The 18,828-nt window shown below is 63.2% G+C and carries 19 protein-coding genes; 16 read left to right on the top strand and 3 right to left on the bottom strand.

Annotation, left to right across the window (positions count from 1 at the left end; all coding sequences use genetic code 11):
• Nucleotides 1-96 precede the first annotated feature (96 nt).
• The 11 genes from rpsE (at nucleotide 97) to J2W94_RS14435 (ending at nucleotide 8,172) form a co-directional block, all read left to right on the top strand.
• Entirely contained in the window at nucleotides 97-642 is a 546-nt protein-coding gene (gene rpsE / locus J2W94_RS14485; RefSeq protein WP_310094817.1) for a 30S ribosomal protein S5, read from the top strand.
• The gene (gene rpmD, locus J2W94_RS14480) at nucleotides 632-829 is read left to right on the top strand and encodes a 50S ribosomal protein L30 (RefSeq protein WP_093289963.1); all 198 of its coding nucleotides are present in this window, start codon (nucleotides 632-634) and stop codon (nucleotides 827-829) included. Before rpsE ends, rpmD begins: the two co-directional genes overlap by 11 nt.
• A 5-nt stretch (nucleotides 830-834) precedes the next feature.
• Nucleotides 835-1,272, top strand: coding sequence for a 50S ribosomal protein L15 (gene rplO, locus J2W94_RS14475; protein WP_430540613.1), 438 nt, complete (start codon nucleotides 835-837; stop codon nucleotides 1,270-1,272).
• A gap of 7 nt (nucleotides 1,273-1,279) precedes the next feature.
• Nucleotides 1,280-2,632, top strand: a complete 1,353-nt coding sequence (secY, locus tag J2W94_RS14470) for a preprotein translocase subunit SecY (RefSeq protein ID WP_310094812.1) — start codon at nucleotides 1,280-1,282, stop codon at nucleotides 2,630-2,632.
• Nucleotides 2,633-2,987: 355 nt separating this feature from the next.
• On the top strand, nucleotides 2,988-3,344 hold the full coding sequence (gene rpsM, locus J2W94_RS14465) for a 30S ribosomal protein S13 (protein ID WP_093289966.1): 357 nt from the start codon (nucleotides 2,988-2,990) through the stop codon (nucleotides 3,342-3,344).
• Between the two features lie 12 nt (nucleotides 3,345-3,356).
• Entirely contained in the window at nucleotides 3,357-3,749 is a 393-nt protein-coding gene (gene rpsK, locus J2W94_RS14460; RefSeq protein ID WP_093289967.1) for a 30S ribosomal protein S11, read from the top strand.
• A 14-nt stretch (nucleotides 3,750-3,763) separates the two neighbouring features.
• Nucleotides 3,764-4,393, top strand: coding sequence for a 30S ribosomal protein S4 (rpsD, locus tag J2W94_RS14455; RefSeq protein WP_162350134.1), 630 nt, complete (start codon nucleotides 3,764-3,766; stop codon nucleotides 4,391-4,393).
• A 51-nt stretch (nucleotides 4,394-4,444) separates the two neighbouring features.
• Complete coding sequence (locus J2W94_RS14450) at nucleotides 4,445-5,443, top strand: DNA-directed RNA polymerase subunit alpha (protein WP_093289969.1); 999 nt, start codon at nucleotides 4,445-4,447, stop codon at nucleotides 5,441-5,443.
• Nucleotides 5,444-5,649: 206 nt separating this feature from the next.
• On the top strand, nucleotides 5,650-6,033 hold the full coding sequence (rplQ, locus tag J2W94_RS14445; protein ID WP_310094801.1) for a 50S ribosomal protein L17: 384 nt from the start codon (nucleotides 5,650-5,652) through the stop codon (nucleotides 6,031-6,033).
• A gap of 158 nt (nucleotides 6,034-6,191) precedes the next feature.
• Nucleotides 6,192-6,704: a disulfide bond formation protein B gene (locus J2W94_RS14440; protein WP_310094798.1), complete on the top strand. Its 513-nt coding sequence runs from the start codon at nucleotides 6,192-6,194 to the stop codon at nucleotides 6,702-6,704.
• Nucleotides 6,705-6,777: 73 nt separating this feature from the next.
• Nucleotides 6,778-8,172: a class II 3-deoxy-7-phosphoheptulonate synthase gene (locus J2W94_RS14435; RefSeq protein ID WP_310094901.1), complete on the top strand. Its 1,395-nt coding sequence runs from the start codon at nucleotides 6,778-6,780 to the stop codon at nucleotides 8,170-8,172.
• Nucleotides 8,173-8,235: 63 nt separating this feature from the next.
• Here the strand turns inward: J2W94_RS14435 and J2W94_RS14430 are convergent, their stop codons facing one another.
• The 3 genes from J2W94_RS14430 to typA form a co-directional block, all read right to left on the bottom strand.
• A complete protein-coding gene (locus J2W94_RS14430) occupies nucleotides 8,236-9,849 on the bottom strand; it encodes an amidase (protein WP_310094795.1) in 1,614 nt (537 codons plus the stop codon).
• 328 nt (nucleotides 9,850-10,177) lie between these two features.
• Nucleotides 10,178-10,654, bottom strand: a complete 477-nt coding sequence (locus J2W94_RS14425; protein WP_310094791.1) for a DUF2127 domain-containing protein — start codon at nucleotides 10,652-10,654, stop codon at nucleotides 10,178-10,180.
• 33 nt (nucleotides 10,655-10,687) lie between these two features.
• Nucleotides 10,688-12,517 carry a translational GTPase TypA gene (typA, locus tag J2W94_RS14420; RefSeq protein ID WP_310094788.1) on the bottom strand — a complete coding sequence of 610 codons (1,830 nt, stop codon included), beginning with the start codon at nucleotides 12,515-12,517 and terminating at the stop codon, nucleotides 10,688-10,690.
• A gap of 203 nt (nucleotides 12,518-12,720) precedes the next feature.
• Between typA and J2W94_RS14415 the strand changes: the two genes are divergently transcribed.
• From J2W94_RS14415 to prpE, 5 genes are all read left to right on the top strand, one after another.
• On the top strand, nucleotides 12,721-13,215 hold the full coding sequence (locus J2W94_RS14415; RefSeq protein WP_310094785.1) for a peptidylprolyl isomerase: 495 nt from the start codon (nucleotides 12,721-12,723) through the stop codon (nucleotides 13,213-13,215).
• A gap of 152 nt (nucleotides 13,216-13,367) precedes the next feature.
• Complete coding sequence (locus J2W94_RS14410; RefSeq protein ID WP_310094782.1) at nucleotides 13,368-14,567, top strand: aminotransferase class I/II-fold pyridoxal phosphate-dependent enzyme; 1,200 nt, start codon at nucleotides 13,368-13,370, stop codon at nucleotides 14,565-14,567.
• Between the two features lie 48 nt (nucleotides 14,568-14,615).
• Nucleotides 14,616-15,602 (top strand): malate dehydrogenase, encoded by a 987-nt coding sequence (locus J2W94_RS14405; protein ID WP_310094780.1) that lies wholly within the window; start codon nucleotides 14,616-14,618, stop codon nucleotides 15,600-15,602.
• 98 nt (nucleotides 15,603-15,700) lie between these two features.
• A complete protein-coding gene (locus J2W94_RS14400) occupies nucleotides 15,701-16,678 on the top strand; it encodes a hypothetical protein (RefSeq protein ID WP_310094777.1) in 978 nt (325 codons plus the stop codon).
• A 146-nt stretch (nucleotides 16,679-16,824) separates the two neighbouring features.
• On the top strand, nucleotides 16,825-18,726 hold the full coding sequence (prpE, locus tag J2W94_RS14395; protein WP_310094775.1) for a propionate--CoA ligase: 1,902 nt from the start codon (nucleotides 16,825-16,827) through the stop codon (nucleotides 18,724-18,726).
• Nucleotides 18,727-18,828: the final 102 nt, after the last annotated feature.

The raw sequence follows: 18,828 nt of genomic DNA, 5'->3' as shown, positions 1-18,828 counted from the left end.
GCACCGCGACTTCTGTTCGCGGCTGCGGTTCACCGCAACATTCCACAACTATAAGCGGCTCAGCCGTAATCACTTACTTAATCAAGGAATCTGGAAATGGCTGAAGAACGTGCACCGCGGGGTCGTGATCGCGACCGCAACCGCGAAGAGAAAGTAGACGACGGCATGATCGAGAAGCTGGTCGCGGTCAACCGCGTCAGCAAGACGGTCAAGGGCGGTCGCCAGTTCACCTTCACCGCGTTGACGGTGGTGGGCGACGGCAACGGCAAGATCGGTTTCGGTTACGGCAAGGCGCGCGAAGTGCCGGTCGCCATCCAGAAGTCGATGGAATATGCGCGCAAGGGCATGCTCAACGTCGACCTGAACAACGGCACCTTGTGGCACCCGGTCAAGGCCGGCCACGGCGCGGCGCGCGTGTACATGCAGCCGGCCTCCGAAGGTACCGGCGTGATCGCTGGCGGCGCCATGCGCGCCGTGCTGGAAGCGGTGGGCGTGAAGAACGTGCTGGCCAAGGCCGTCGGCTCGCGCAACCCGATCAACCTGGTGCGCGCCACGCTGAAGGGTCTGGGCGACATGCAGTCGCCGGCCCGCATCGCGGCCAAGCGCGGCAAGAAAATCGAGGAACTCAATTATGGCAAGTGAGTCCAACAAGACCGGTACGGTCAAGGTCCGCCTGGTGCGCGGCCTGCGTGGTTCCCAGGGCATCCACCGTTTGTCGGTGAAGGCGCTGGGCCTGAACAAGCTCAACGATGTGCGTGAACTGAAGGACAGCCCGCAGGTACGCGGCCTGATCAATAAGGTTCACTACCTCGTGCGCGTCGAGGAGTAATCGATATGCATCTCAATACACTCAAGCCTGGCGAAGGCGCCCGCACCGACCGCAAGCGCGTCGGCCGCGGTATCGGCTCCGGCCTGGGCAAGACCTGCGGCCGCGGCCACAAGGGTTCGTTCGCGCGTTCGGGCAAGGGCAAGATCAAGGCCAAGTTCGAAGGCGGCCAGATGCCCCTGATCAAGCGCCTGCCGAAGGTCGGTTTCCGCTCCAAGCTGAAGCTGGACTGCGCCGAAGTGCTGTCCTACCAGTTGGACAAGCTCGAGGCCGGCGAGATCGATTTCGCCGCCCTGCGTGCCGCCAAGCTGGTGCCGACCTCGGCCAAGCGCGCCAAGATCGTCAAGAAGGGCGACCTGACCAAGAAGTTCGTGCTCAAGGGCATCACCGCCACGGCCGGTGCCAAGGCGGCTATCGAAGCCGCCGGCGGCAGCGTGCAGGAGTAATCGCAGAATGGCGCAAGGCAACGCAGGCGGCGTAGGCGGGTTGGGCAAGTTCACTGAACTGCGCCAGCGTCTGCTGTTCGTGGTCGGTGCGCTGATCGTCTACCGCATCGGTTGCTTCATTCCGGTTCCCGGCGTGAACCCCGATGCGATGCTGGCGATGATGCAGGCGCAGGGCGGCGGCATCGTGGACATGTTCAACATGTTCTCGGGCGGCGCCTTGCACCGTTTCAGCATCTTCGCGCTTAACGTGATGCCTTATATCTCGGCGTCCATCGTGTTCCAGCTGGCTGTGCACATCTTTCCGTCGCTGAAAGCGATGCAGAAGGAAGGCGAATCCGGCCGCCGCAAGATCACCCAGTATTCGCGCATGGGCGCGGTGTTGCTGGCGGTGGTGCAGGGCGGCAGTATCGCGGGGGCCCTGCAGAACCAGGTCGCGCCGGGCGGCATGCCGGTGGTGTACAGCCCGGGCATGGGTTTCGTGCTGACCGCCGTGGTGGCATTGACCGCGGGCACCATCTTCCTGATGTGGGTGGGCGAGCAGGTGACCGAGCGCGGCGTCGGCAACGGCGTATCGCTGATCATCTTCGCGGGCATCGTGGCCGGCTTGCCGGTGGCGGTGATCAACACGATCGAGGGTTTCCGCAACGGCACCATCAGCGCCATCGCCTTGATCCTGATTGCGCTGACCGTCGCTGCGTTCACCTACTTCGTGGTGTTCGTGGAGCGTGGACAACGACGGATCACGGTCAATTACGCGCGCCGCCAGGGCGGACGCAATGCGTACATGAACCAGACCTCGTTCCTGCCGCTCAAGCTCAACATGGCCGGTGTGATCCCGCCGATCTTCGCTTCCAGCATTCTGGCCTTCCCGGCCACGCTGGCGCTGTGGTCCGGCCAGTCCTCCTCGACCGTGTGGCTGCAGCGCATCTCCCAGGCGCTGGCGCCGGGCGAACCGCTGCACATGATCGTGTTCGCGGCGATGATCATCGGCTTCGCGTTCTTCTATACGGCGCTGGTGTTCAATTCGCAGGAAACGGCCGACAACCTGAAGAAGTCGGGCGCGCTGATCCCGGGCATCCGCCCAGGCAAGGCGACCGCCGATTACGTGGATGCGGTCCTGACCCGTCTGACCGCGGTGGGTTCGCTGTATCTGGTCGCGGTCTGTCTGCTGCCGGAAATCATGCGTACCCAACTGGGCACCTCGTTCTACTTTGGCGGCACCTCGCTGCTGATCGTGGTGGTGGTGGTGATGGATTTCATCGCCCAGGTCCAGGCGCATCTGATGTCGCACCAGTACGAAAGCCTGTTGAAGAAGGCGAACCTGAAAGGCGGCTCGCGCGGCGGTTTGGCGCGGGGCTGAGGCGATACCCAGGCCGGCCCGCATGGCGTTACGCCTGCGGCCAGCCACAACTTAGATGGGCGGCCTGTGCAGCGATCTCGTGCGCAGGTGAGAATCAGCCGGTCCCTGCGCAAGAGTAGCGCGGGGCGGGACGGGACGAAGAAGGCGAAAGCTGGAAGCGACCCGCACCAGGCAGATTCCGGCGCCGGAGCATGGGCACACTCCCCATGCCGTGGTCCCGGCAAGCTTCGGCTTGCCAGGGCTTCCCAGAAACCCGAGATCTTGTTAAAATTCGTAGTTCACTCCGCCGGCTTGCACTGAATCCTCACGGATTTGCCTGCAATCGGGCCATCAAACACAGTTGGAGAATCGCGTCATGGCGCGTATCGCAGGTGTCAACCTGCCTGCCCAGAAGCACGTCTGGGTCGGGTTGCAGAGCATTTACGGCATTGGCCGTACCCGGTCGAAGAAGGTCTGCGAAACCGCAGGCGTCACTTCCACCACCAAGATCCGTGACCTGTCCGAGCCGGAAGTCGAGCGCCTGCGCGCCGAAATCGGCAAGTTCATCGTCGAAGGCGACCTCCGTCGCGAAGTGGGTATGGCGATCAAGCGCCTGATGGACCTGGGCTGCTACCGCGGCCTGCGCCATCGCCGTGGCTTGCCGCTGCGTGGCCAGCGCACCCGTACCAATGCACGCACCCGTAAGGGTCCGCGCAAAGCCATCAAGAAGTAAGGGGCGCGAATCATGGCCAAACCAGCAGCAGCAAAAGTAAAGAAGAAGATCAAGCGCGTCGTCACCGACGGCGTCGCCCACGTCCACGCTTCTTTCAACAACACCATCGTCACCATCACCGATCGCCAGGGCAATGCGCTGTCGTGGGCCACTTCGGGCGGCGCGGGTTTCCGCGGTTCCCGCAAGTCCACGCCGTTCGCCGCACAGGTCGCCGCCGAAAAGGCCGGCCGTGCCGCACTGGACTACGGTCTGAAGTCGTTGGAAGTACGCATCAAGGGCCCCGGCCCGGGCCGCGAGTCCGCGGTGCGTTCGCTCAACAACGTTGGTTACAAAATCACCAACATCATCGACGTTACGCCTATCCCGCATAACGGTTGCCGCCCGCCCAAAAAGCGTCGCGTCTGAGGAGCTGAAGAGAAATGGCTCGTTATATTGGTCCTACCTGTAAGCTCGCCCGCCGCGAAGGCGCCGATCTTTCCCTTAAAAGCCCGGCGCGCGCGCTGGATTCCAAGTGCAAGCTGGAGCAGAAGCCCGGCCAGCACGGCGCTACCGCCCGTAAGGGCAAGCTGTCCGACTACGCCACCCAGCTGCGCGAAAAGCAGAAGGTCAAGCGTATCTACGGCCTGCTGGAGCGTCAGTTCCGCAACTACTACAAGAAGGCCTCGACCAAGAAGGGCAACACCGGCGAGAACCTGCTGCAGTTGCTGGAAACCCGTCTGGACAACGTCGTCTACCGCATGGGCTTCGCCATCACCCGCCCGTCCGCGCGCCAGTTGGTGTCGCATCGTGGCGTGCTGGTCAACGGCAAGTCGGTCAATCTGCCGTCCTACCAGATCAAGGCCGGCGACGCGATCGAACTGTCCGAGAAAGCCCAGAAACAGCTGCGCGTGCAGGAATCCCTGACCGTTTCGGCGCAGATGGATCTCAGCCCCTCGTGGGTTGAAGTGGACTCGAAGAAGTTCAGCGGCGTGTTCAAGGCCGTGCCGGATCGTGCAGATCTGCCTGCCGACATCAACGAAGCGCTGATCGTCGAGTTGTACTCGAAGTAATCCCATCACGAATCCCCGGATCAGCCGGGGATTTGCAGGAGACCAAGCAACATGACGGTTACCACACAGCAGGTGCTGCGCCCCCGCGGCCCGCAAATCGAACGCCTTGGCGACAATCGCGCCAAAGTAGTGATCGAGCCGCTGGAACGCGGCTACGGCCACACCCTGGGCAATGCGCTGCGTCGCGTGCTGCTCTCGTCCATCCCCGGCTTCGCCATCACGGAAGTCGAGATCGACGGCGTTCTGCACGAATACAGCACCATCGAAGGCCTGCAGGAAGACGTGCTTGAAGTCCTGTTGAACCTGAAAGACGTCGCTATCCGCATCCACACCGGCGACAGCTCCACCCTGACCCTCGCCAAGCAGGGCCCGGGCGTCGTTACCGCAGCCGATATCAAGACCGACCACAACGTCGAGATCCTGAATCCGGAATTGGTCATCTGCAATCTGACCAAGGACACGGCGATCAATATGCGCCTGAAGATCGAGCGCGGTTTCGGCTACCAGCCGGCCGCTGCCCGTCGCCGTCCGGACGAAGAAACCCGTGCCATCGGCCGTCTGATGCTGGACGCTTCGTTCTCGCCGGTCCGCCGCGTCGCTTATGCGGTGGAAGCCGCACGCGTCGAGCAGCGTACCGACCTGGACAAGCTGGTTCTGGAAATCGAAACCAACGGCACCATCGACGCCGAGGAAGCCGTGCGCACCGCCGCCGACATCCTTAGCGATCAGCTGTCGGTGTTCGGCGACTTCACCCACCGCGATCGTGGCGCCGCCAAGCCGGCAGCCAGCGGCGTGGACCCGGTGCTGCTGCGTCCGATCGACGACCTGGAACTGACCGTACGTTCGGCCAACTGCCTCAAGGCCGAGAGCATCTACTACATCGGCGATCTGATCCAGAAAACCGAAGTCGAGCTGCTGAAGACTCCGAACCTCGGCAAGAAGTCGTTGACCGAGATCAAGGAAGTCCTCGCCCAGCGCGGCCTTTCGCTCGGCATGAAGTTGGAAAACTGGCCGCCGGCCGGCGTTTCCCAGCACGGCATGCTCGGCTGATCAAGTCGTAAAGGAAACCCGCAGCGACTGCGGGTTTCCCGTTGAACATGCAACATTAAGCACGCAACACAACGCCGACGCGCCTGAAGGTGCGCGGCGATGCCCGATCAGGACGAACGGGCTCGGGCCATCCGCAGTCCAAGTACCAACGCCATGATGGCGACAGCGAACTCCAACAGCATCAACATTCACTAGGAATCAAGACCATGCGCCACCAGAAAGCCGGCCGCAAATTCAGCCGCACCAGCGCCCATCGCCAGGCGATGTTCAGCAACATGGCCGCCTCGCTGATCAAGCACGGCCTGATCCGCACCACCCTGCCGAAGGCCAAGGAACTGCGCCGCGTCGCGGAACCGCTGATCACCCTCGGCAAGATCGATGGCGTCGCCAACCGCCGCCTTGCCTTCGCGCGTCTGCGCGACAAGGAAGCGGTCGGTACGTTGTTCACCACCCTGGGCCCGCGCTACCAGTCGCGTCCGGGCGGCTACTTGCGCATCCTCAAGTGCGGTTTCCGCGCTGGCGACAATGCGCCGATGGCCTACGTCGAACTGCTGGACCGTCCGGAAGCGGCGGCACTGTCGGCTGAGTAATCCAAGCCTGCAGCAAGCGATACACAGACCCCGGCCTAGCCGGGGTTTTGTTTTTCCGGCCGTCGGCATGGGTTAGCCGGCCAACCGGCACTTGTGGCATGTGACGATGCGGGCTTGCGCAGAGATAATGGCCGCCATCGTTTTTGAGCAGGCTTGTCATGAACCCATTCCGCTGGTCGTTCCGCGCCCAATTCCTGACAGGGTTCGCCCTCTGTGTGGCGCTGCTGGGATTCGCTTTCTACTCCCAGTACCAGTTGGGCCTGAATCCATGTCCGTTGTGCACATTCCAACGCGGGGCATTCTTGCTGCTGGCGGTGGTGTTCCTGATCGGCGGCTTGCACTCGCCTAAGGGCGTCGGCGGTCGTGGCGCGTATGGCGGTCTGGCTCTGGTGGCCTCAGCCCTGGGCTTGGCGGTGGCCGGCCGCCATGTTTGGCTGCAGCATCTGCCCGCCGACAAGGTCCCTGCCTGCGGCCCGGACCTGGCGTACATGATGGAAGCGTTCCCTTTCGCCGATGTGCTGCGCAAGGTGTTCACCGGGTCGGGCGAGTGCGCGGTGGTCGACTGGACCTTCCTGGGCTTGTCGATGCCTGAATGGAGTCTTGCCTGGTTCCTGGCCTTGCTCGCTTGGGCATTGTTTGCCGCATTCCGCCGGCGTAAGTTGCAAGCGTAACGACATTTTGACGCGGCGCATCAATCTGGCAACATGGTGATCCGCTGAGGGCATCACCATGAGTAGCAACACCATGAGCAATACCGACCGCAATCTCCGTGCCGTGAATCTTCCCACCGACTGGGCGCCCGCCACCTGGCGTTCGCGCACGGCGGTGCAGATGCCCACGTATCCGGACGCGGAGGCGTTGGAGTCGGCACTGGGCGAACTGCGCCAGCTGCCGCCGCTGGTGACCTCTTGGGAAATCTTCGCGCTGAAGAAGCAGCTGGCCGAGGCGCAGGAAGGCAAGCGCTTCCTGTTGCAGGGCGGCGATTGCGCGGAGAGTTTCAGCGACTGCGAATCCGGCCTGATTTCCAACCGCCTCAAGGTTCTTCTGCAGATGAGCCTGGTGCTGGTGCACGGCCTGCGGTTGCCGGTGGTGCGCGTGGGCCGCTTCGCCGGCCAGTACGCCAAGCCGCGTTCGACCGATACCGAAACCCGCGATGGCGTGACTCTGCCCAGCTACCGCGGCGATCTGGTCAACCAGCCCGAATTCACCGCCGAAGCGCGCATCCCCGACCCGCGCCGCATGATCAAGGCGCATGCGCGCTCGGCGATGACCATGAATTTCGTGCGCGCACTGATCGACGGCGGTTTCGCCGACCTGCATCACCCCGAATACTGGAACCTCAACTGGGTGGGCTATTCGCCCAACGCCAACGAATACCAGCAGATGGCGACTTCGATCGGCGATGCGGTGCGTTTCATGGAAACGCTGGCCGGTTCGGAAGTGCACAACCTCAACCGCATCGATTTCTACACTTCGCACGAAGCGCTGTTGCTGCCGTACGAAGAAGCGCTGACCCGCGAAGTGCCGCGCCAGTGGGGCTGGTTCAACCTGAGCACGCATTACCCGTGGATCGGCATGCGCACCGCGGCGGTCGATGGCGCGCACGTGGAATACCTGCGCGGCGTGCGCAACCCGATCGCGTTGAAGGTCGGGCCTTCGGTGAATCCGGACCAGCTGTTGCGCCTGATCGACATCCTCAATCCGGAAGACGAGCCGGGACGCCTGACCTTCATCCATCGCATGGGGGCCGCGCAGATCGTCGAAAAGCTGCCGCCGCTGCTGGATGCGGTGCGCCGCGACGGCCGTCGTGTGTTGTGGGTGTGCGATCCGATGCACGGCAATACCGAAAGCACGTCGAATGGTTACAAGACGCGCCGCTTCGACAATATCCGTGGCGAAGTGGAGCAGTCGTTCGATCTGCATGCGGCCGCAGGCACGCGTCTGGGCGGCGTGCACCTGGAGCTCACTGGCGAGGATGTGACCGAATGCACCGGCGGCGCGCGCGAACTCACCGACATCGATCTTGAACGCGCCTACCGCTCCACCGTGGATCCGCGTCTGAACTACGAGCAGTCGCTGGAGATCGCGATGTCGATCGTGCGCAAGCAGAACCAGCTGGCTGCGCCCGCGGCGCGATAGATTCGCACGCGAGCTCGTTGCCCTTCTGAGGGAGGAGGACGGAGGCGGATCGTCGCTGTTGGGTCAGCGCGCGGATTTGCGGGCGGCGGAGCTCGTCAGGCTGGGCAAGTACTGCGGCGGCATGCGCGCACGCGTGAGTTGCTCGTAGGCGTAGCCCAGTTCGATCAGCCGCGGTTCGCTCCAGGCGGCGCCCATGAAGACGATACCCAATGGCAATCCATTGCTGCTGCCCATCGGAATGGTCAGGCTGGGATAACCGGCCACGGCCGCTGCGCCGTAACCGGCGCCGGGGAAGTGGTCGCCGGTCAGCGGGTCGGTCACCCAGGCAGGGCCGGTGGCGGGGGCGATCAATGCATCCAGCTGTTGCGCCTTGAGTGCGGCGTCGATGCCTTCGGGGCCGGCGAGGCGGCGTGCGCGCGATCTGGCGCTGATGTATTCCATCTCGCCCAGCCCGCCCTTGGCGTTGGCCTGTTCGAACAGCTCTTGTCCGAAGAACGGCATTTCCGAAGTGGGATATTGCTGGTTGTAGCCGATCAACTGCGACAGGGTCTTCAGCGGCGCATTTTGTTTCTGCAGGTAGCGTTCCAGGCCGGCCTTGAATTCGTACAGCAACAGCGTGTTTTCGTCGTCCGACCATTGGTCATCGGTCGGAATCTCGGCATCAACGACGGTGGCGCCGGCTTCGCGCATGGTGCTGATCGCCACTTCCATCGCGGCGGCGGCGTCTGGATGGATCGACAGCTTGCTGCGCATCACGCCGATGCGCGCGCCTTTCAATCCGTCCGCCTTCAAATGCGAGTGGTAGTCCAGGGTGGTGTTCCAGGCGGTATTGGCGGTCGCCGGGTCGGCGTTGTCGCGACCGGCCAGTACGGTCAGCAGATAGGCGGCGTCGGAGACGTTGCGGGTCATCGGTCCCGCGGTGTCCTGGCTGAAAGAAATGGGGATGATGCCCTCGCGGCTCACCAGGCCAACGGTGGGTTTCAATCCCACCAGCCCGTTCATCGCAGCGGGGCAGATGATGCTGCCGTCGGTCTCGGTGCCGATCGCCGCCACCACAAGATTCGCCGACACCGCCACCGCGCTGCCGGAGCTGGAACCGCAGGGATTACGATCCAAGGCATAAGGACTCCGTGTCTGCCCGCCACGGGCGCTCCAGCCGGAAGTGGAGCGGGTGGAACGGAAATTGGCCCACTCGCTAAGGTTGGTCTTGCCTAGAATCACAGCGCCCGCTTCGCGAAGCCTCCGCACCAGGAAAGCGTCGTTCGCGGGGCGGAAATCCTTCAGCGCCAGCGAGCCGGCGGAGTTGGCCATGGGCGTGGCGCCGATGTTGTCCTTGAGCAGGATCGGGATGCCGTGCAGAGGTCCGCGAACGGAATTGGTCTTGCGTTCGACATCGCGTAGGGCGGCTTCCTTCAGCGCGTCGGGGTTGATCTCCATCACCGCATTGAGGGTCGGCCCGGCCTTGTCGATGGCGGCGATGCGGTCCAGGTAGGCCTGGGTCAGCGTGCGGCTGTCCAGTTCGCCTCTCTGCATGCGGGTCTGCAGGTCGTTGATGTCGATTTCGGCGAAGATGAAATCGGTCGGTTCGGTCCCCGCCGGCGGAACGCCGTCAGGCGCCTTGGAATCGCATGCGCCAAGCGCAAGCATGAAGGCCAGCAAAAACGGTATGCGCCGCATTGAGTTCCACCCTTGCAAGGAGCTGCGCAGGACAGGCTACTCAGCGTCCGCGGAACGCGCAATCCAGGGCCTGTTAACGCTATTGGGAGGGTCACGTTGCTTGTCCCAGGCCGCCAGGCGTTCGTGCGTGGTGCCGCGACAGGCTGGCCGCCTGTTCAAGCCGCGCGCGGGCGTCTGGCGGCCTGGGACAAGCAACCCGCAGGGCCACCGCTGAGTGCACGCGGGGCGGCGTCCTCATTCGGTCGTGTATCGACATACACTTCCTCATTCCTCCTTGCCCCACGCGCACTCAGCGGCGGCGTGACCCTCCCAATAGCGTTAACAGGCCCTAGCTTGCGGACGCATGCCGCTTGACCAGGTCGCGTGCCAGCACCGCCACCACGATCAGGTTGAGCACCAGCACCGTCCAGGTGTGCCAGCCGTGGTGGCGGTACAGCGCGTACACGTCCAGCGGCAGGTAGGCTGCGGTGCCCACGCAGCCAAGCCAGGACGCCCAAGCCTTGGCCCGCCACAAGCCCCAGGCTTCGATCAGGCGCCAGACGGCATAAAGCGACACCACCGCCACCGCCAGATGCACGGCGCCGGGGTTGATGGCGTCCAGCAGCGAGGGCAGGGTGCCATGAACCGGATTGAGGTTGAATTTGGCGATCAGTACGGCGATCAGGTGCCGCAACGGCTGCGGCCCCAGCACTTCCAGGCTGGCGGCCGCAATCAGGGCCAGCAGACCCTTAAGGCCCTCGAACAGGGCCAGCACATGCAGACCCGGATGCGCTTGCGGGGCCGGGTTGTAAGGCGTTTCCGTCACCGTCGCTACGACGTGCTGATCCAGCGAGATCGATCAGGCGGCGCGTGAGGCGCGCTTGCGGTCGCTTTCGCTGAGGAACTTCTTGCGCAGGCGGATTTCCTTCGGGGTGACTTCGACCAGCTCGTCGTCCTCGATGAAGTCCAGCGCCTGTTCCAGCGTGTACTTGATCGCCGGCGTCAGCTTGATGGCGTCGTCCTTGCCCGAAGCGCGCATGTTGGTCAGCGGCTTGGTCTTGATGGCGTTGACGGTCAGGTCGTTGTCCTTGGAATGGATGCCGATCAGCTGGCCTTCGTAGACGTTGTCGCCTTCGGCTGCGAACAGCTTGCCGCGCTCTTCCAGCGGTCCGAGCGAGTAGGCCGGGGTGGCGCCGGGCGCATTGGCGATCATCACGCCGTTCTGGCGCTTGGCGATGGCGCCCTGTTCCTTCGGGCCGTAGTGGTCGAATACATGGAACAGCAAACCCGAGCCCTGGGTCAGGGTGCGGAATTCGTTCTGGAACCCGATCAGGCCGCGGGCCGGGATCATGTAATCCAGGCGCACGCGCCCCTTGCCGTCGGACTCCATGTTCTTCAGCTGGCCCTTGCGGATGCCCAGCTTTTCCATGACGCCGCCCTGGTGCTGTTCTTCGATGTCGACCACCAGCTGCTCGACCGGCTCCATCTGCTTACCGTCGATTTCCTTGATGATGACTTCCGGACGCGACACGGCCAGTTCGAAACCTTCGCGGCGCATGGTTTCGATCAGTACCGACAGGTGCAGCTCGCCGCGGCCCGAAACCAGGAACTTGTCCGGATCGGAACCTTCCTCGACCTTCAGCGCCACGTTGTGCAGGGTCTCGCGTTCCAGGCGCTCGCGGATCTGGCGGCTGGTGATGAACTTGCCGCCGCTGTGTTCCTTGCTGCCGGCGAACGGCGAATTGTTGACCTGGAAGGTCATCGAGATGGTCGGCTCGTCGACGGTCAGCGCCGGCAGCGCTTCCGGCGTATCCAGCGCGCACAGGGTGTCGGAGATGCTGAGGTCGGCCACGCCGGAGATGGCGACGATGTCGCCCGCTTCGGCTTCCTCCACTTCGATGCGCTCAAGGCCCATGAAGCCGAGCACCTGCAGCACCTTGCCCTGGCGCTTCTTGCCGTGGCGGTCGATCACGCTGACCGGCATGTTGGTGCGGACCTTGCCGCGCTGGATGCGGCCGACGCCGATCAGGCCGACGAAGTTGTTGTAGTCCAACTGGCTGATGCGCATCTGGAACGGACCTTCGCGATCCACGTCCGGCGGCGAAACGTGCTTCATGATCGCTTCGTACAGCGGGGTCATGTCGCCTTCGCGGGCGGCGTCGTCCAGGCTGGCGTAACCATGCAGCGCCGAGGCGTAGACGATCGGGAAGTCGAGCTGCTCGTTGGTCGCGCCAAGCTTGTCGAACAGGTCGAACACCTGGTCGATCACCCAGTCCGGACGCGCGCCCGGACGGTCGATCTTGTTGACCACCACGATCGGCTTGAAGCCCATCGCGAACGCCTTCTGGGTGACGAAGCGGGTCTGCGGCATCGGGCCGTCCATCGCGTCGACCAGGATCAGCACCGAATCCACCATCGACAGCACGCGCTCCACTTCGCCGCCGAAGTCGGCGTGTCCGGGGGTGTCGACGATATTGATGCGGTTGCCCTGCCAATTGATGGCGGTGTTCTTGGACAGGATCGTGATGCCACGTTCCTTTTCCTGGTCGTTGCTGTCCATCATCCGCTCGGTGGTGACCGTGCGTTCGCTGAACGTGCCCGACTGCTTGAGCAGGCAGTCGACGAGGGTGGTCTTGCCGTGGTCGACGTGGGCGACGATGGCGATATTGCGGAGGTTCTGAATGGACATGACGAAAGGCGCGATTTTGGAGCCGCGCTCGGGGCAGGGAAGGAAGCCGCGTATTATAGCGGGTTACGGTTGCGCTTTAGCTCCAGATCGACACGGATAGGCATCTAAATCCGCCGAATCCGGCCGCCCCAGGCGGTTTTGATCGGCAAATTCGCCCCAATTCATCCGAAATCCCCCTCATTCCTACAACCACGGAGTCCCCAATGTCCCTGACCGCCACCTTCGACACCGCCCGCGGCCCCATCAAGATCGAGCTGTATCCCGACAAGGCCCCGTTGACGGTGGCTAATTTCGTCAACCTGGCCCAGCGCGGCTTTTACGACGGCCTGAACTTCCACCGGGTCATCCCCGATTTCATGATCCAGGGCGGCTGCCCGGAAGGTTCCGGCCGCGGCGGCCCGGGCTACCGTTTCGAGGATGAAACCAACAACGGCGTGCGCCACGACCGCGGCGTGCTGTCCATGGCCAATGCCGGCCCCAACACCAACGGCAGCCAGTTCTTCATCACCCACGTGCCGACCCCGTGGCTGGATGGCAAGCACACCGTGTTCGGCAAGGTCATCGAAGGCCTGGACGTGGTCGACAGCGTCGCCGGCGGCGACGCCATCGCTTCGGTGAAGATCGAGGGCGACGCCTCCGCCGTGCTGGCAGCCAACGCCGAGCGCGTGGCCGAGTGGAACCGCCACCTGAGTGCCTGAAGCGCCAGGCTGGGGCGGGAGGGGTTTTTAGACCCCTCCCGCAACGGCAAACCGACTGGCGGGCCATGCTAAAATTTTGCGCCGCAATAAACGGTCCGCGGCAGCCAGTCTGCCCCTAGCAAGTCTGTTCCTCACCCCACGAGGTTTTCGCAATGCTCCAGTTAGCAGGACGCATGGGCCGCGCCAAGCCCAGCGCGATCATGGCGGTCGCCGAAAAGGCCAAGAAGCTCAAGGCCGCCGGTCGCGACATCATCAGTTTCTCTATCGGCGTTCCCAATTTCCTGCCCGGCGAACACGTCTACCAGGCTGCGCGCGATGCGCTGGCCAAGGATTCGGGCCAGTACGGTTCCAATCGCGGCGCCGACGCGCTGCTGGATGCGTTCCTCAAACACATGGAAGACCTTGGGCTGACCGGTTACACCCGCGCGAATCTGTCCACCGGCATCGGCGCCAAGCATGTGCTCTACAGCCTGGCCGAAGCGTTGCTGGACGAGGGCGACACCATCGCCTTCCCGGCGCCGTACTGGACCACCTACGTCGACATCGCCGAGATCGTCAACGCGAAGATCCTGGAACTGCCGTGCCCGGCCAGCCAGGACTACAAGCTGACCGTCGCCCAGCTCGACGCCGCGCTGGCCACAAAGCCGAAGGTGTTCCTGTTCAACAATCCTTCCAACCCGACCGGCATGGTCTACACGAAGGAAGAAATCATCGCCCTGGCCGAAGTGCTGGTGAAGTATCCGGAGACCTGGATCATCACCGACGACATCTACAACCGCATGCTGTTCGACGGGCTGGAGTACTACAACTTCGTGCAGGCGCGCCCGGAACTGCGCGAGCGCACCGTGTTCGTCGATTCGCTGTCCAAGACCTATGGCATGCCGGGCTGGCGCGTCGGCTTCATGGCCGGTCCCGAGGCCATCGCGCAGGCGGTGACCACGCTCAATTCCAACCACATCACCAACATCCCCGAAGTGACCACGGCCGCGGCGATCGCCGCGCTGTCGGGCCCGCAGGACGTGACCGAAGCCAAGAACGTGGAATTCCAGGGCAAGCGCGACCTGGTCATGGCCGCGCTCGCCGAAATACCGGGCGTGGTCTGCCCGCGTCCCCAGGGTGCGTTCTACGTGTTTCCGGATATCAGCGTCGCCTTCGGCAAATCGCACGACGGCAAAGTGATCGGCAACGACATCGATTTCTGCAACGCGTTGCTGGAAGCCAAGGGCGTGGCCTGCGTGCCGGGTTCGGCATTCGGCGAGCCGCGCGCGCTGCGGATCAGCTACACCTGCCCGACGCCGCAACTGGCGCCCGGTATGCAGCGGATCCAGGAATTCTTCGCCGAGTTGAAGTAACCCGCCGGGCGCCCGTTGCCCGCCACAACATTTTTGAGGATTCGCACCATGAAGACCCCCGTTCGAGTTGCCGTCACCGGCGCCGCCGGCCAGATCGGTTACGCCTTGCTGTTCCGCATCGCTTCCGGCGAAATGCTGGGCAAGGACCAGCCGGTGATCCTGCAGTTGCTGGAGCTGCCGATCGACAAGGCCCAGGCCGCGCTGAAGGGCGTGATCATGGAGCTGGAAGACTGCGCGTTCCCACTGCTGGCCGGCGTGGTCGGCACCGACGATCCGGAAGTGGCGTTCAAGGACGTCGACGTGGCCATGCTGGTGGGCGCGCGTCCGCGCGGCCCGGGCATGGAACGCAAGGATCTGTTGCTGGAGAACGCCAAGATCTTCACCGCTCAGGGCGCGGCGCTGAACAAAGTCGCCAGCCGCAACGTGAAGGTGCTGGTGGTCGGCAACCCGGCCAACACCAACGCCTATATCGCCATGAAGTCGGCGCCGGACCTGCCCGCCAAGAACTTCACCGCGATGTTGCGCCTGGACCACAACCGCGCGTTGTCGCAGCTGGCCAACAAGGCCGGCGTTGCGGTGGGCGACATCGAGAACCTGATCGTGTGGGGTAACCACAGCCCGACCATGTATCCGGACTATCGCTTCGCCACCGTCAATGGCGCTTCGTTGAAGGACAAGATCAACGATGCGGCCTGGAATAGCGATGCGTTCATCCCGCAGGTGGGCAAGCGCGGCGCAGCGATCATCGAAGCGCGCGGTCTGTCGTCGGCCGCTTCGGCCGCCAACGCCGCCATCGACCACATCCATGATTGGGTGCTGGGCAGCAACGGCAAATGGGTCACCATGGGCGTACCGTCCGATGGCAGCTACGGCATTCCCGAAGGCGTGATGTACGGCGTGCCGGTGATCACCGCCAATGGCGAGTACACCCGCGTGGAAGGCCTGGAAATCGACGCCTTCAGCCGCGCGGCCATGGACAAGACCCTGGCCGAACTGGAAGAAGAGCGCGCCGGCGTGGCGCATCTGCTGGGCTGAGTTAGACCGCTCCGTCAAGATAAAACGCCGGGCAAACCCCGGCGTTTTTCGTTCACGAGTTTCGCCGCGCCCGCAGTTGGGAACCAAGGAGCAATGATTTGATCGTTCCACAGTATTGGGCCGAAGCACGGCTGCAACATCGTGCGCGCGGCAAGCAGATCACCGTCCGTCGTTTCGGATGGTCCGATAGCAGCATGGAGGATGCGCAAATCCATGCCGATACACGTGTGCGCGAAGCATTCGATCGCATACTGGCAGGCGAAAAACTGCAGCGTCGCGAACACAAGCAGTCCTACAACGGTGCCGAGGGCTTGCCTATCCGGGAAGAAGTCATTGCCCGACACGGCGACAGCGTAATCACGCGAAATTCCTACGGCGCCTTGTGCCTGAACACGCCGAATGCGCTGTTTGTGGACATCGATTTTGACGAAAGAATCGACGTTCGTCTGGACAGCTGGATCAGGTGGCTGCTGTTTGCCGCTGCGATTACAGCTGGCTTCTGGAGTGGAAGGTGGGGGATCGGATTGCTCGTCCTTGTCCTCGGATGGATGGTTGCCCGCTGGAACGTAAAACGCATCCAGAAGGCCAAGTTGAAGAAAGAAGGTGGCGTGGAAGGTCGCGCAAACCGGCGCATAGATGCCTTTGTGGAAAGCCATCCGGATTGGAACTTGCGTCAATACCGCACGCCTGCCGGTTTCCGCTTACTGGCGATGCATCGCGCCTTCGATCCCCGCGAACCTGAAGTCGAAGCCTGCTTCAGCTCGCTCCAGACTGATCCTATCTATGCGCTGATGTGCGTGCGCCAGCATTGCTTCCGTGCGCGGGTCAGCCCTAAGCCCTGGCGGATTGGCATCTCGCAGCATCTGCGGCCACGCCCTGGCGTGTGGCCGATCAATCCGGAGCGCATGCCAGACCGTCAGCGGTGGGTGGCGGAATACGAGCGCCTGGCGGCGAATTTCGCATCCTGCAGCTATATGCGTTCGCTTGGCAGGGGCGGCGTGGACCCGGTGGTTGAACAGGTGCGCGAACTGCACGACAGCCTGGCGCAAGCGGAGCGTGTGCTTCCGCTCGCTTAGGCTGCGCTTGCGGGGCGGTGCAAATCAGCAAGCCGGAAACTTACCGGGTCTCTTGCGCGACGGGTTGGGCCATGCGACCAAGGTCGGACGGCTCACGACCAGCGTTCGGACTATGCTGGGGGACCGGAATTGCTCTGGGGGTTCGCATGCGCTACGAAGAGGTCTACCGCCAGTCGATCGAACAACCCGAGCTTTTCTGGGCGGAGGAAGCAAAGGCGATTCACTGGCACAAATCGCCGCAGAAAATACTCGACTACTCCAATCCGCCGTTCCGCAAGTGGTTCGTCGGCGGCGAGACTAACCTCTGCTACAACGCGGTCGATCGTCACCTGGCCGAGCGCGCGGACCAGTTGGCCCTGGTCGCCATTTCCACAGAAACCAACGTCACTCGCGAAATCACTTATGCGGAGTTGTACCGCGAAGTGAACGCCTTCGCCGCGATCCTGCGGAAACTGGAAGTGGGCCGTGGCGACCGGGTGGTCATCTACATGCCCAACATGGCCGAAGCGGTGTTCGCGATGCTGGCTTGCGCTCGTATCGGCGCAGTGCATTCGGTGGTGTTCGGCGGGTTCGCCGCGCACAACCTGGCGCTGCGCATCGACGATGCCGCGCCGAAACTGCTGATCGCCGCCGACGCAGGCATGCGCGGAGGCAAGGTGATCCCGTACAAGACGCTGGTGGACCAAGCCTGCGCCGAATCGGCCGCGCCGCCGCCCAAGGTTCTGATCGTATCGCGCGGATTGGATGCGGCCCTGCCTAAAGTGGAAGGGCGCGATGTGGACTACGCCACCCTGCGCGCCGAAGTGGGCGACGCCGAGGTGCCGGTGGAATGGTTGGAGTCCAATGAACCCAGCTACCTGCTCTACACCTCCGGCACCACCGGCAAGCCCAAGGGCGTGCAGCGCGACGTGGGCGGGTATGCGGTGGCATTGGCGCTGTCGATGCGCACCGTGTTCGATGTCGCACCGGGTCAAGCGATGTTTTCTACTTCCGATGTCGGCTGGGCGGTGGGGCATTCCTACAACGTCTACGGGCCGCTGATCGGCGGCGCGACTTCATTGCTTTACGAAGGATTACCGTTCAATCCCGATGCCGGCATCTGGTGGTCGTTGTGCGAAAAGTACGGGGTGCGGACGATGTTCTCATCGCCTACCGCTATCCGCGTATTGAAGAAGTACGACGCCAGCTTCATCCGCAACCACGATCTTTCGAAACTGCAATACCTGTTTCTCGCCGGCGAGCCGTTGGACGAGCCCACCGCGCACTGGATCCACGACGCGCTGCGCAAGCCGATCATCGACAACTACTGGCAGACCGAAACCGGCTGGCCGGCGATCACGCTGCTGCCGGGATTGGACATGAAACCGGTCAAATTCGGTTCGCCTGGTTTCGCCAATCTCGGCTATAAGATGAAGGTCATCGACGAGAGCAGCGGCATAGAAGTCGCCGCCGATCAGAAAGGGGTGCTGGTGATCGAGCCGCCGTTGCCGCCCGGTTGCATGACCACGATCTGGAACGACGACGCGCGTTTCGTCAGCAGCTACTTCAGCCATTTCAAAGAATTGCTGTACAGCTCGCTGGATTGGGCGATCCGCGACGAAGACGGCTATACCTTCATCCTGGGGCGCACCGACGACGTGATCAACGTAGCCGGGCATAGGTTGGGTACGCGCGAGATCGAGGAATCCGTTTCCGGCTACGGCGGGGTCGCCGAGGCGGCGGTTATCGGTGTTTACGACGAACTGAAGGGACAAGTGCCGGTGGTGTTCGCCACCTTGCGGAAAAATACCGAAGAGCCGCACGAGCGTGTTGCCGCCGCCCATGGCATGCGTCGTGCAGTGGAGCACGACCTGGGCGCGGTTGCGCGCCCGGCACGCGTTTACATCGTCAATGCCTTGCCCAAGACGCGCTCGGGAAAATTGCTGCGACGCTCGCTGCAGGCATTGGCGCAGGGCACCGATCCCGGCGACCTGTCCACGCTGGACGATCCCAACTCGCTGGAAGAGATCAGGAAGGCGCTGCTGCGCGGACCGGAAGTGGGTAGCTGAAACGCACGACGACAGCGCCGGGTGCGGGTCGCCGTGTTGCATGGCCTTCAAAAATGGGTATTTGAACTCAACGAACGTGCATTATTGAAGTCGTCATCCCGG

It is taken from the genome of Pseudoxanthomonas sacheonensis (assembly GCF_031455975.1).
In the GTDB taxonomy this organism is placed as follows: domain Bacteria; phylum Pseudomonadota; class Gammaproteobacteria; order Xanthomonadales; family Xanthomonadaceae; genus Pseudoxanthomonas_A; species Pseudoxanthomonas_A sacheonensis_A.
The sequence above is the reverse complement of the archived record's forward strand: the minus strand, read 5'-3'. Positions and strand labels throughout refer to the sequence as shown.